Source organism: Streptococcus parasanguinis (assembly GCF_047463195.1).
GTDB lineage: Bacteria > Bacillota > Bacilli > Lactobacillales > Streptococcaceae > Streptococcus > Streptococcus parasanguinis_R.
Genome location: NZ_JASHEI010000001.1, coordinates 148370 through 161642 on the forward strand (window position 1 = coordinate 148370; position 13273 = coordinate 161642).

13 protein-coding genes are annotated in these 13273 nt (G+C 42.2%); 9 read left to right on the plus strand and 4 right to left on the minus strand.

What is annotated here, in order from left to right; translation table 11 throughout:
• Position 1 precedes the first annotated feature (1 nt).
• The 3 genes from QM870_RS00705 (at position 2) to QM870_RS00715 (ending at position 3838) form a co-directional block, all read left to right on the plus strand.
• Positions 2-1756, plus strand: a complete 1755-nt coding sequence (locus QM870_RS00705) for an ABC transporter ATP-binding protein (protein ID WP_414368062.1) — start codon at positions 2-4, stop codon at positions 1754-1756.
• Entirely contained in the window at positions 1743-3497 is a 1755-nt protein-coding gene (locus QM870_RS00710; protein ID WP_414368065.1) for an ABC transporter ATP-binding protein, read from the plus strand. The genes QM870_RS00705 and QM870_RS00710 overlap by 14 nt, the downstream gene beginning before the upstream one ends.
• Before the next feature lie 92 nt (positions 3498-3589).
• On the plus strand, positions 3590-3838 hold the full coding sequence (locus QM870_RS00715) for a hypothetical protein (RefSeq protein ID WP_414368068.1): 249 nt from the start codon (positions 3590-3592) through the stop codon (positions 3836-3838).
• A gap of 18 nt (positions 3839-3856) precedes the next feature.
• Here QM870_RS00715 and QM870_RS00720 read toward each other — a convergent pair whose 3' ends face one another.
• From QM870_RS00720 to QM870_RS00730, 3 genes are all read right to left on the minus strand, one after another.
• On the minus strand, positions 3857-5161 hold the full coding sequence (locus QM870_RS00720) for an aminotransferase-like domain-containing protein (protein ID WP_414368069.1): 1305 nt from the start codon (positions 5159-5161) through the stop codon (positions 3857-3859).
• 63 nt (positions 5162-5224) lie between these two features.
• On the minus strand, positions 5225-5872 hold the full coding sequence (gene trhA, locus QM870_RS00725; RefSeq protein WP_003014710.1) for a PAQR family membrane homeostasis protein TrhA: 648 nt from the start codon (positions 5870-5872) through the stop codon (positions 5225-5227).
• The gene (locus QM870_RS00730; RefSeq protein ID WP_003011421.1) at positions 5847-6314 is read right to left on the minus strand and encodes a DUF1836 domain-containing protein; all 468 of its coding nucleotides are present in this window, start codon (positions 6312-6314) and stop codon (positions 5847-5849) included. Before QM870_RS00730 ends, trhA begins: the two co-directional genes overlap by 26 nt.
• Positions 6315-6413: 99 nt before the next feature.
• On the opposite strand from QM870_RS00730, the gene yaaA reads away from it, so the two are divergent.
• On the plus strand, positions 6414-7139 hold the full coding sequence (yaaA, locus tag QM870_RS00735; protein WP_070846509.1) for a peroxide stress protein YaaA: 726 nt from the start codon (positions 6414-6416) through the stop codon (positions 7137-7139).
• A 120-nt stretch (positions 7140-7259) separates the two neighbouring features.
• Here the strand turns inward: yaaA and QM870_RS00740 are convergent, their stop codons facing one another.
• A complete protein-coding gene (locus tag QM870_RS00740) occupies positions 7260-7706 on the minus strand; it encodes a MarR family winged helix-turn-helix transcriptional regulator (protein ID WP_003001765.1) in 447 nt (148 codons plus the stop codon).
• 291 nt (positions 7707-7997) lie between these two features.
• On the opposite strand from QM870_RS00740, the gene QM870_RS00745 reads away from it, so the two are divergent.
• The 5 genes from QM870_RS00745 to QM870_RS00765 all read left to right on the plus strand — a co-directional run bounded on the left by QM870_RS00745 (position 7998) and on the right by QM870_RS00765 (position 13163).
• The gene (locus QM870_RS00745; protein ID WP_214255040.1) at positions 7998-8411 is read left to right on the plus strand and encodes a cell wall elongation regulator TseB-like domain-containing protein; all 414 of its coding nucleotides are present in this window, start codon (positions 7998-8000) and stop codon (positions 8409-8411) included.
• Between the two features lie 16 nt (positions 8412-8427).
• The gene (locus QM870_RS00750) at positions 8428-9606 is read left to right on the plus strand and encodes a pyridoxal phosphate-dependent aminotransferase (protein WP_414368071.1); all 1179 of its coding nucleotides are present in this window, start codon (positions 8428-8430) and stop codon (positions 9604-9606) included.
• A gap of 148 nt (positions 9607-9754) precedes the next feature.
• Positions 9755-11101, plus strand: coding sequence for an asparagine--tRNA ligase (gene asnS, locus QM870_RS00755; RefSeq protein ID WP_021153339.1), 1347 nt, complete (start codon positions 9755-9757; stop codon positions 11099-11101).
• A 67-nt stretch (positions 11102-11168) separates the two neighbouring features.
• Positions 11169-11885, plus strand: coding sequence for a DUF1003 domain-containing protein (locus QM870_RS00760; protein ID WP_414368074.1), 717 nt, complete (start codon positions 11169-11171; stop codon positions 11883-11885).
• A 78-nt stretch (positions 11886-11963) separates the two neighbouring features.
• Positions 11964-13163, plus strand: coding sequence for an MFS transporter (locus QM870_RS00765; RefSeq protein ID WP_414368077.1), 1200 nt, complete (start codon positions 11964-11966; stop codon positions 13161-13163).
• The last annotated feature ends 110 nt before the right edge of the window (positions 13164-13273 follow it).

Consider the following 13273-nt stretch of genomic DNA (forward strand, 5'->3'; position numbering starts at 1 on the left):
GATGAATCTGTTGAGGAAATTATCTTGGTTTTTTAATTTAGAGAAGAAGCGATACTTGATCGGGATAGGGTCCTTGATCTTGGTTAGTTTTTTAAACCTCATTCCTCCAAGAATCATGGGACTTGTGATCGATTTGATCGATAAAAGAAGGCTGACACTGGGGCAGTTAGTTGTGGATATCGCCCTTTTGCTCCTCGCAGCTCTAGCCATGTATGGTCTTCGTTTTGTCTGGAGACGCTATATTTTTGGGACGGCTAATAAGTTGGCTCGGATCTTGCGTTACCGTTTGTTTAAGCAATTTACGCTCATGTCTCCGTCTTTTTATCAGCGTTATCGGACAGGGAATCTCATGGCCCATGCTACTAATGATATCAATGCGGTAACCATGTTTGCTGGTGGCGGCGTTATGTCTGCAGTGGATGCTTCCGTGACGGCCTTGGTGACTCTAGTCAGCATGTTTTTCATGATTGATTGGCGCTTAACCCTCTTGGCTATTTTGCCCCTACCGGTTATGGTGGTAGTGACTTCAGCTATTGGCCGCAAAAACCACAAAGCCTTCAAAGAGGCCCAAGAAGGCTTCTCAGAGCTGAACAACTTTGTTCAGGAATCAGTATCAGGAGTCAAGGTGACCAAATCCTTTGGCTTTCAGGCAGATGAGATTCAGGCTTTTGAAAAAACCAATCAAATGGTCTTTCGAAAAAATATGACTTCCGCCGGTTACAATGCTTTGTTTGATCCGACCACTCTTCTTTTTGTAGGTCTCTCCTATGTTTTGACGCTCTACTTCGGGGGGCTATTTGTTCAGGAAGGGAGCCTGACGGTTGGACAAATTGTAACCTTTATTACCTATCTCAATATGCTCGTCTGGCCCCTTCAAGCCATGGGCTTCTTGTTTAATATTAGTCAGCGGGCTAGCGTCTCCTATGATCGGATTGAGACACTTTTAGCAGAAATACCTGATATCCAAGATCCAAGTCAACCAGTCACAGACATCCAAAACGGCGATCTGGAATATGACATTGAAGAATTCGCCTATGAGAAAGAGCCTGTCCTTGAAAAGGTAGCCTTTCATTTAGAAAAAGGGCAAACCCTTGGGATTGTTGGTCCAACTGGATCTGGAAAGACCACCTTGTTGCGTCTCTTGCTTAGAGAGCATGACTTGGAGCAGGGAGATATCTTGCTCAATGGAATCTCTATCAAAGACTATCGTTTAGAAGATCTTCGAAGCTTGATCGGCTACGTCCCTCAAGATCAGATCCTCTTTGCCATGACCATTCGCGAGAATGTAGCTTTTTCAGATCCACAGATCCAGGAAGAAGAGGTGATAAAGGCTCTGAGAACTTGTGGGGTCTATGAGAATATTCTGGCCATGCCAGACCAGATGGAGACAGTGTTGGGAGAGAGAGGAGTCTCTCTTTCTGGCGGGCAAAAGCAACGAATTGCCATGAGTCGTGCTTTGGTCATTAATCCTGAGATCTTGATTCTGGATGATTCCTTGTCTGCAGTAGATGCTAAAACGGAGCACCAAATCATTGAAAATATGAAGCAGGAACGCAAGGGGAAAACAACGATCATCACAGCCCACCGCCTATCAGCGATCGTTCATGCGGATTTGATTCTAGTAATGGAGAATGGACAGATCAAGGAGCGAGGAAATCACGAGGAATTAATGGCTCAAAAAGGTTGGTACTATGAAACCTACCAAGCCCAACAATTATCAGAAGAAATGGAGGGAAAGCTGAATGAAAACATCTGAAGCTCATGTTATGAAGCGGCTCTTGACTTACATGTGGCGTTATAAATGGTTAACAGCCCTAGCCTTAGCCTTTACCTTTCTAACTAGTCTGTTATTGACGGCGATCCCTCTTGCAGCTCGCTGGTATATTGACCACCTAGTGGATCCAACAGAAGCAGGCTCACCAGTTCTGACAGCTTTTCAGTTTTTGATTCTCTACTATGGGTTATTCATTGGGCGTGTGCTGGCGACCTACCTGAGTCAGTTAACCTTTGCGCGTGTATCCAATTCTATCGTAAGAGACATTCGTCTAGATATTTTCCAAAATCTTCAAAGGCTGGGTATGTCCTTTTATGACCAGACAGCAGCAGGTTCGATTGTTTCTCGAGTGACCAATGATACCCAGGCAGTCGCAGATATGTTTTCTACGGTCTTTTCAAGCCTGGTTTCATCCTTTTTACTCTTTCTAGTCACCCTGGTAACCATGTTTAGCTTGGACTGGCATTTGACCATTTGGATCCTGCCTTTTCTTCCCATCATTTGGTTTTCCATCCGTCTCTATCGCAAGTTATCCAATCGCTTGGTCAAGATGACCCGACAAAAATTATCAGATATCAATGTGAAATTATCGGAATCCATTGAAGGAATGCGGATCGTGCAGGCCTTTCGTCAAGAAAAGCGCTTGACGGATGAATTCGAACAGATTAATGGGGAACATTTGGACTATGCCAACCGATCTGTAGATGTCAATTCCCTCTTTTTGAGGCCAGCTATGACCCTGTTACAGGTCCTGGCTTATGCGGTTATTCTAACCTTTTTCGGCTTAAATTGGCGTAACTCTGGCTTTACAGCCGGTCTTATCTATGCCTTTATCCAGTATGTTAGCCAGCTTTTCCAACCCTTGATTGATGTTACGCAGAACTTTGCTACCTTGCAGACCTCAACCATTTCTGCAGGTCGTGTCTTTGAAATGATGGATCGAGACGACTATGAGCCCAAGCAAGCTGGTAGCCTGAAAGAAATTGAGCGGGGGGATATTCGTTTTGAGCATGTATCTTTTTCTTATGATGGCAAACGGGATGTCCTAAAAGAGATCTCCTTTGAGGTCAAAAACGGACAAACCATCGCTTTTGTTGGCCATACTGGTTCTGGTAAATCCTCTATTATCAATCTCTTCATGCGCTTTTATGAATTTGATCGTGGCCAGATCTTGATTGATGGACAGGATATCAAGGACTACAGCCAGGAAGCCTTACGCAAGTCCATTGGTCTAGTGTTGCAGGAACCCTTCCTCTATCATGGAACCATTGCTTCTAATATCCGAATGTATCATGAAGAACTGACAGATGAGGAAATCCGACAAGCAGCTGCATTTGTGGATGTAGCAGACTTTATTGAGAGTCTACCTGGTGGCTATGATCATCCGGTAACAGAGCGGGGTTCTACCTTATCGACCGGTCAGCGTCAGCTTCTGGCTTTTGCCCGAACGATTGCTGCCCAGCCTAAGATCCTCATTTTGGATGAGGCCACTGCCAATATCGACCAAGAGACGGAAGAGATGATCCAAAATTCTCTGAAGAAGATGCGCCAAGGGCGGACAACCATTGCCATTGCCCATCGCCTTTCTACCATCCAAGATGCCGATTGCATCTATGTTCTCGATAAAGGAAAAATCATCGAATCAGGCAACCACGACCAACTCATTACTCTAGGAGGAACGTATAAGAAAATGTATGACCTCCAGGCTGGTATGATGAAATAAGGATAAACAAGGTCTAAATGCAAATTTAACCTTGTTTTTCTTTCTTGAAAGCTGTAAAATAAAGAAAAGAACAGAAAAAGGGAGCATAAACCATGTCAAACGATCTGATCATGATGGGAGTTGTCATTGTCTTATTTGGACTCTGTTTCACCCTTCAAGTTGAGCTCAATAAAGTCAGAAATCAATTTACCTACTATCTTCTAAAACCAGGTAGTATTTCAAAGGAACAAAGAGAGAAGTACCTCAAAGAACCAGAGATGGAAGCGATTCGCCTGATTCGCCTCGATTATCGGATCGGCCTTCAAAATGCCAAACTTGTTTATGAGCAATTGAAGAAATAAGAAAGACCCTCGTATAGTCTATACGAGGGTTTCTCTTTCAAAAAAAGGCGTAAGCTTTGGTAAAACATTGCCCACATCTGCCGATTTGATCTTGGCGAGTTGATAAGGACAAGAAGTGATGTAGGCTGCTTCAAAGAAATCAAGCGGGAGTCCACTGTGTTTTAAGGCAGCAAGAGATTGAACTTGGTCGAGTTCTAGAAGGATCCCATCGTGGGTCAGGGTCAGATGAGGGAGAAGAGGAGACTGGGCCATTAAGGTCTTTAGACTGGCTTCTTCCTCTTTTTTTCTGGCTAGGAGTCGCTTTTTATTGGTCAGATACATACCGTTATCAATGTAGAGACTCAAGGCCTTTTGCATGATCAGATTGCTATCATAGTCCAGGATCGTCTTATAGGTCAAGAACGGCTTAAGAAGGGCTTGGGGAAGGATCATGGAAGTGATGCGAAGAGCAGAAAAGAGATTGGTCGAAAAAGATTTGATATAGATGACCCGGTCCTTTTGATCCAAATAATGAAAAGATGGAGCATTACTGCTATCAAGATCTCCCAAATAGTCGTCCTCAACAAGGTAGACATCATATTGGTCAGCTAGTTGCAAGATCGCTTCTTTCTGCTTGGTCGAATAGCTATGGCCAAGCGGATAGTGAAAACGGGGGATCGTGTAGAAGAATTTGATATGGCCACTTTTGAAAATCTCTTCAAGCTCCTCAAGATCAATCCCCGTTAAATTACGTTGAATGGTACGGTAGGCAAGTTGCTGTGAATCTAAGAGTTGGTTCATCCGGTGATAAGTCGGTTGCTCGATCAAGATCTGCGATTTTTTATTGGGAAAGTCAATCTGGCTGAGGATATTAAGCGCCTGTTGAGTACCAGCAGTCAAAACAATCTGATCTGCAGTCGAATAAATACCTTCTTCCTTCAATAAGCCTTGAATGGATTGGCGTACTTCGAGTAAGCCTGCTTGGTCCGAAAAGTTATTAAAGAGATAATTCTCCCGTCCAATCAAGGTTTCATTGATACAAGTCCGAAAGTCCTCGAAAGCCTGGTTGCGGTCTTTCTCTAATTTTAGTGGAAGATCCTCATGTCGATTAGGTTCTTGCTCCAAAACATAGTAGCCACTTTGAGGCTTAGCATAGAGAAAGTGCTGGTAAGTCAAGTCCAGCAAGGCCCGTTGCACTGTGTCCTTACTACAAGAAAATTGACTAGCTAGCTGGCGAACGGAGGGAATTTTCTGTCCAGTTTCTAGTTCTCCATCTTGAATAGCTTTTTTTAGTACATGAATGATTTGTTGGTATTTGCTTGTCTTCATCCTGACTGTCCCCATACAGTTTTTTACTATTGTACAGAAAAAATCACAAAAAAACCACTCATAAGAGTGGTGAGCGTATCACATAAAGTAAACGATGGCTAAATACTGAAGCGCAGAAGCTGCCAGGATGAAGAGGTGCCAAATCATGTGGAAGTATGGTTTTTTCTTGGCATAAAAGCCAGCTCCAACCGTGTAGCACAGACCGCCCATGAGCATGAGACCCCAGAAGATCGGATTGGTTTGGCTAATGATTTGGGGAATAATAAAGATGACCAACCAGCCCATGATCAAGTAAAGAGCGAGACTGAACTTTTCATTGACTTTTTTGGCAAAGATCTTGTAGAGAATACCAAAGATGGTGGTCCCCCATTGGATCAAGATAATGCTGTAGCCCATCCAGTTGTTCATCAAGGTAAGGACAACCGGTGTGTAACTACCTGCGATCGCAATGTAGATCATGGAATGGTCGATAATACGAAGCACATACTTTTGAGGCGAATCGTAAGACATAGCATGGTAGACGGTCGAAGACAGAAACATCAAAAAGAGACTGATCACAAAGATAGAAGTCCCAAAAGCACTGAGCAGACCGTGTTGTTCAAAGCTATAGACTGCTGAGATCGGAAGTAAGATCAACATGAGGAGGGCGCCAACAGCATGGGTTACGCTATTTGCGATCTCTTCTCCAAAGGATAATTTTTTACTTAGTTTCATGGTGTAATTCATCAGTTTCTTCCTCCGTTTTTACTGGTTGAATATAAGATAGGGTTTCTAGATAAAGTTGAACGGTCTGACAGGCAGAGCGAATGATAGGAGCGATCGGCTCTTTTTGCTCATTGAGATAAGCGACAAAGCTATTATAGAGAAGATCTGAACTCGCCTGGTCCTGCAAGAAATTTAAGGTAGAAGCGATCTCCTGAATAGAAAAGACCGTTTTTAAGGTTGTAATAGCGATTAAGCGAGCCACCTGTCTACGCTGGTATTTCTTCTTATCTGGTTTTTCGACATAGCCATGTTTTACGTAATTGTTGATCATGGCAGCCGTCAAGCCCTTGTCTGAAGAAGAGAGAACAGGTGCACAGGTTTTATTGACATAAAGTAGGACCTGATCAAGATAGAGGTCTAGTTCAGGTAGTTGCTCCCACGTTGGATAGGAAAAAGTGGACACGAAATCTTCACCTTTCTTTTATCTAGTTTTCATAACTAGATAATAACATTAATAAAAACTCCTGTCAAGAAAATTTTAAAAATATGGTACAATAGACCTATGAAACTATTAATTCCATCCGCTAAAGAACTGAACGAACAGGCTCGTATCGTCGAGCCCCAACCCTTGTCAGAGAACACAAAAACCATCCTCCAAGCTTTGAGGGCATTCTCCCTAGAAGAATTAGCGACCTTTTACGGGATCTCAGAGGAAAGAGCTCTAGTAGAAAAGGAAAGAATTGAGGCTCTGTTAGCTGGGAGTGCCAAGACCTATCCTGCTTTGGAACTGTTTGATGGCCTTATGTATCGTAGTATCGAGCGTCAAGACTTATCCCAAAAAGAGCAGACTTATCTGCAGGAGCATTTGTTGATCACGACTGCTTTATACGGTGTGCTACCTGCCTATAAAGGGATTGCTCCCCATCGCTTGGATTTTATGATGAAGCTAAAACCAGCTGGAAAATCTCTAAAGGAATTCTGGAAAGAGGACTATGATCAGGCAGTAGAAGGTGAAGAACAGATCTTATCCCTTTTGTCTTCTGAGTTTGAACAGGTCTTTTCAAAAGCCATTCGTGAACGAATGATTCGGATCAAATTCATGGAGAATCGTGGTGGGACACTAAAGATTCACTCGACGATTTCAAAGAAAGCACGTGGGGCTATGGTGACAGCCATGATGAAGGAAGAAATCACCCATCTAGAAGATCTGAAATCACTAGAAGTAGCAGGTTTCTCTTATCGTGAGGATTTATCGCAAGAGAAAGAATGGATCTTTGTGAAAGAATAAATAAAAATATTCCTGAGAAGCGTCAGGAATATTTTTTTTGATCTGTTAGATAAAGAGAATGCACGATGAAAACTCCAAAATAGAGGATTTTGGAGTCAGAATCGACTTGAGCAGTAAGGCTTAGGCGATATGTTTGAATTTCTTCAAGAGTTCTGTCAACTCAGCTTGCTCGCCACTATTAAAGACTTGCATCAAGCGTTGAATATTTTTGATATGATCTGGAAGAGCTTCTTCGATCTTTTTACGACCGGCATCTGTAATAGATACAAGATAAGCACGGCGGTCTTCTGGATCAGTTTCGCGTGTAATCCAACCATCGCGGACCATATTGCGAATAACCACAGTCATATTTCCAGAGGTCGCAAGAATGCTATCAATCAGATCTTGAATGCGAAGATCGCCTTTGCTGTACAAGGTCTCAAGTACAGAGAATTGAGTTGGTGTCAACTGGTGCTTTTTAAAGATATGAGCCTCAGACGCACGGATCAATCGTTCTGCCTTGTGGAAGACGATCATGGTTTTTAAATCTACGTTTGCTTCTTTGAATAATCTCTTTAAATTTTCCATATCTATATTTTATCAATAAATAGTATTTCTGTCGTTTAATTTTATTTTCAAATTAGTTACAAAATTGTGACAAATTTATTAAACTATGAACAAATGATAGCGAAGGTGTTAATTTTATTTTGTTTATCAAACAATTTTATACTAAAACATTGTAACAGGTATGAAATATTAGTAACAATTCTTTCTTGAAAATCTATAGAATTCTAGGTGGCTTTGGTGTATAATGAGGGAGTGAAACAGAAAAATAATCTTTTTATAGTATGGCAACATATAATAGGAATCTGTATCTTAGTGTTGACGGTCCTTTTTTCTTGGCTATTTCTTGCTGAAAAAACTTCTGATCGCTTGCAGGATCAAATGGCGCAAGCAAGAAAAATAGCTCTGTCTCACTCTTCGATTGCTACTATTGAGACGGAGAGTTTCTTTCATGGCAAAGAAGCCTATCTTTCCTTTATTGGCAAGGACCAAGAGGGGCAAGAACTAGCGGTTTTGGTGGCGCAGGCGGATGATGCAGTCTATACCTACCCTTTGAAAGAAGGAGTTAGTTCCAAAGAGGCAGCTTCCGTCGTCAAAGAGAAGAGTCAGGACGCGATTGATCGGGTAACTTTTGGGCGCTTTAAAGGCAAACCGATCTGGGAAGTCAAGGCTGGGAGCTCTTATTATGTGGTGGATTTCAAGACTGGGAAAGTCACCGGTGTTTTTTAAGATTTGAGGAGGAAATATGAAATTATCAAATCGTGTATTGGAAATGGAAGAAAGTGTGACCTTGGCTGCAAATGCGCGTGCCAAAGCTTTGGCAGCAGAAGGTCGTGATATCTTAAGTTTGACCCTGGGTCAACCTGACTTTGCGACTCCAAAAAATATTCAAGAAGCAGCAGTCGCATCCATCGAGGATGGCCGCGCTAGCTTTTATACGGTCGCATCTGGACTTCCAGAATTGAAGGATGCCATTAGCGACTATATGAAGGAATTTTATGGCTATGCAGTGAACCGGAATGAGGTTGTGGTCGGTACTGGTGCTAAGTTTATCCTCTATGCCTTCTTTACTTCTGTCATCAATCCAGGTGATGAAGTCATCATTCCAACCCCATGCTGGGTTTCTTATGTAGACCAGGTTAAGATGGTAGAAGGCACACCTGTTACTTTCCAAACAACAGAAGAAAATCACTTCAAGGCAACGGTAGAGCAATTGGAAGCAGCACGGACAGACAAGACCAAGGTAGTCTTGCTGAACTCGCCATCCAATCCAACAGGAATGATCTACAGTAAAGAAGAACTCGAGGCAATCGGAAATTGGGCTGTCAAACATGACATCTTGATTTTGGCAGATGATATCTATGGGCGATTGGTCTATAATGGCAATACCTTTACGCCTATTTCTAGCTTATCAGAAGCGATTCGCAAGCAAACTATCGTGATTAACGGAGTTTCTAAAACCTATGCTATGACTGGTTGGCGGGTTGGTTTTGCTGTAGGAGATCCTGAGATTATCGGAGCTATGGCCAAGGTGATTAGCCAAACAACATCCAACTTAACAACCGTTTCCCAATATGCTGCAATCGAAGCCCTTACAGGAGATCAATCTTCTATTGAGATCATGCGTCAAGCTTTTGAAGAGCGCTTGAATACTATTTATCCTTTGTTGAATGAAGTACCTGGTTTTGAAGCCATCAAACCTCAAGGAGCCTTCTATCTCTTCCCAAATGTCAAGAAGGCCATGGAGATGAAGGGGTATACAGATGTGACGGAATTTACCACAGCAATTTTAGAAGAAGCAGAGGTTGCTTTGGTAACGGGAGCTGGCTTTGGTGCCCCTGAAAATGTTCGCTTGTCTTATGCGACAGATTTGGATACCCTGAAAGAAGCTGTTCGCCGACTCAAGGCCTTTATGGAAAAATAAAATCGCAAGATCCTTAGTAATGAGCTGAGGATCTTTTTCTTTAAAAAAAATCTGGTTTTCACAGGTAGAACCTAGCACTGAAAGCCTTTTTATGATACAATTAAGAAGATAATGTCTTCGGACAAGTTTAACGAGAAAAGGAAGATGAATGATGACAAAACGGATTACTATCATCGAAGTAAAAGACTATGTAGGTCAAGAAGTGACCATCGGTGCTTGGGTGGCCAATAAATCAGGTAAAGGAAAAATTGCTTTCTTGCAATTGCGTGACGGAACTGCCTTTTTCCAAGGTGTGGCTTTTAAACCAAACTTTATAGAAAAATTCGGCGAAGAAGTGGGGCTTGAAAAATTTGACACCATCAAACGTTTGAGCCAAGAAACATCAGTGTTTGTGACTGGTATTGTCAAAGAAGACGAACGCTCAAAATTCGGTTATGAGCTCGATATCACAGATATTGAAGTGATCGGTGAATCACAAGATTACCCAATCACTCCAAAAGAACACGGGACAGACTTCTTGATGGACAACCGTCACTTGTGGTTGCGTTCACGCAAACAAGTTGCTGTTATGCAAATCCGTAATGCCATCATCTATGCAACTTATGAGTTCTTTGATAAGAATGGCTTCATGAAGTTTGATAGCCCCATTCTTTCAGGAAATGCGGCGGAAGATTCAACTGAATTGTTTGAAACAGACTACTTCGGAACACCAGCCTACTTGAGCCAATCAGGTCAGCTTTATCTGGAAGCTGGTGCTATGGCCCTTGGTCGCGTCTTTGACTTTGGTCCAGTATTCCGTGCTGAAAAATCTAAGACTCGTCGTCACTTGACTGAGTTCTGGATGATGGACGCTGAGTACTCTTACTTGACACACGATGAGTCACTTGACTTGCAAGAAGCTTATGTCAAAGCTTTGCTTCAAGGTGTTTTGGACCGTGCTCCTCAAGCCTTGGAAACCTTGGAGCGTGATACGGAGCTCTTGAAACGCTACATTGCTGAGCCATTCAAACGGATCACTTACGATGAAGCCATTGATCTCTTGCAAGAGCATGAAAACGATGAAGATGCTGACTACGAGCATTTGGAACATGGAGATGACTTCGGTTCACCACATGAAACATGGATTTCAAACCACTTTGGTGTACCAACCTTCGTGATCAACTATCCATCAGATATCAAAGCCTTCTACATGAAGCCAGTTCCTGGTAACCCAGACCGCGTGCTTTGTGCAGACTTGCTCGCACCAGAAGGGTACGGAGAAATCATCGGTGGATCTATGCGTGAGGAAGACTACGACGCCCTTGTTGCGAAGATGGAATCTCTTGGCATGGATCTTACAGAGTATGAATTCTACCTTGACCTTCGTAAATATGGTACAGTTCCACACGGTGGATTTGGTATCGGTATCGAGCGTATGGTAACCTTCGCAGCTGGTACAAAACATATCCGTGAAGCCATTCCATTCCCACGTATGTTGCATCGTATCAAACCTTAATAGACGTAAAAACGCCATTAGGCGTTTTTCACTTTTATCTGCTCCAAAAACTATGAAAGGAAACTCAATGCTGAAAATAGACATCATCGATGGGAAAGAATACGAGGATGGTCAGGGGGCTTTGATCGCAGATCTAGACCATAGCATTCAACAAATGCTCAAGACATCCTACCCGGAAAGTCAAATGAATGATTTTATCACGTATAAAAATTTGAGCCAATATTGTATGGATTATCTAGGTCAGATTATTGAGCGTGCCAATGATAAAAACGAAGCCATTAAACAGCAGGTGACAGCTGTCATGCCTGAAAGCGAGCGTCCCTTTAACGTTGAAGACCGCTTGACAGCCAGCTATACTTTTGGTCAGCGGGTGGCTGATTCTGTTGCACGCTTCGGTGGTTCTTGGACCTTTATTATTAGTTTTATCCTGATGATGGCTATCTGGATGTTGATTAATGTCTTGCATCCCTTTGGCTGGAATTTTGACCCTTATCCTTTCATCTTGCTGAATCTAGCACTTTCTACGATTGCGGCGATTCAAGCTCCTTTGATCATGATGAGCCAAAACAGGGCAGCAGATTATGATCGCCTGCAAGCGCGAAATGACTTTAACGTCAATATGGAGTCTGAACGGGAAATTCGCTTACTGCATACGAAAATTGACCATATGGTGCAACAAGACCAGACGGATTTACTGGAAATTCAAAAGTTGCAAACCGAATTGTTGGTGTCCTTGTCTAATCAAGTGGCCCAGCTGCGTCAAGAAATGAATCAAGAAAAATGAAGGAGGTGGAGAAGATGTAGGCAAATCTAAGTAAGTCTTTTAGAAACACTCATATAATCTATTGAAAGAGGAAAAACAATGTTTAAAAGAACTTACAAACGCAATATTTCACTCCTAGCAGGTTTGGAATTTACATCTTATTTTGGAATTACCAGTTTTTGGATTCTCTTTTTTATTCAAAATGGTCTTTCTTTGCTTCAGATTGGTTTATTAGAGAGTATCTTTCATGGGACGAGTCTCTTGTGTGAGATCCCATCTGGTATGTTAGCTGATCGCTTTAGCTACAAGACCAATCTCTATTTGGCTCGCTTGTCCAGTATTGGATCTTCTATCTTGATTTTATTTGGTCAGGGGAATTTTTGGATCTATGCCATTGCCATGATGGTCAATGCTTGGTCTTATAATTTTGACTCGGGGACCAGTACCGCTTTCTTATTTGATTCAGCGGTGGAAGCAGGTCAAAAAGACCGTTATCTTCAGATTTCTAGCTTCTTGTCTGGTGTGGCCGAAGTCACCCGAACTTTAGGGACAGTTGTGGCAGGCTTCTTTATTCACGGAGCATTGGCTTGGACCTATTATATTGCTATTGGGCTTTCCTTGCTTTCCATTCTTTTGATCTTTCTCATGAAAGAGCCAGAGAGCAAGAGTGATGAAAGAAATCATTTGACCTTAAAGCGGATATTGGAGGTAGTGAAACAAGAATGGCAGGAAAAACCAGTCTTGTTTTACTGGATGCTCACCTATCAGTTGGTAGGGACCATCATGTGTATGTTTTATTTTTACTACCAACAGAAAATTAGTGACTTAGCTAGTTGGCAAGTTTCGCTCATCATGTTAATTGGTAGTGGATTCAATCTCCTAGCGGTTTATTTGGCTAGTCAAATCGGGAAAAAATGGAATAGTAATCAAGTCTTTCCGATTCTGGTTGCACTGACAGGGTTGACCTTGCTTTTGGTAGGTTTAAAGACTCCATTTGCCTATCTGAGTGTCTATCTCTTGACCAATGCCCTTTATGCCGTTTATCAACCCATCTACTACAATGATTTACAAGCTTATCTGCCTTCCAGTGTGCGAGCAACCATGCTGAGTATCAATTCGATGATGTTTAGTCTATCTATGATTGTCATTTTCCCACTGACTGGTTGGTTCATTGATAGCTGTGGCTTTGTAGCAGTCTTTCTTGTATTAGGCCTTATAACACTATTTTCTTTCCCACTACTACTGATTGGATTGGGGAAAATGGGTAAGACCTTAAGCAAGGTAACAAAGAAGGAATAAGATTTCTGACCTTCATCTGGTCAGTATTCAACTCTCTCTGCTCTGTAGGGGGAGTTTTTTCATCTTAAGAATTTGTGGTAAAATATGTATATTCATTAAAAAAAGAATCG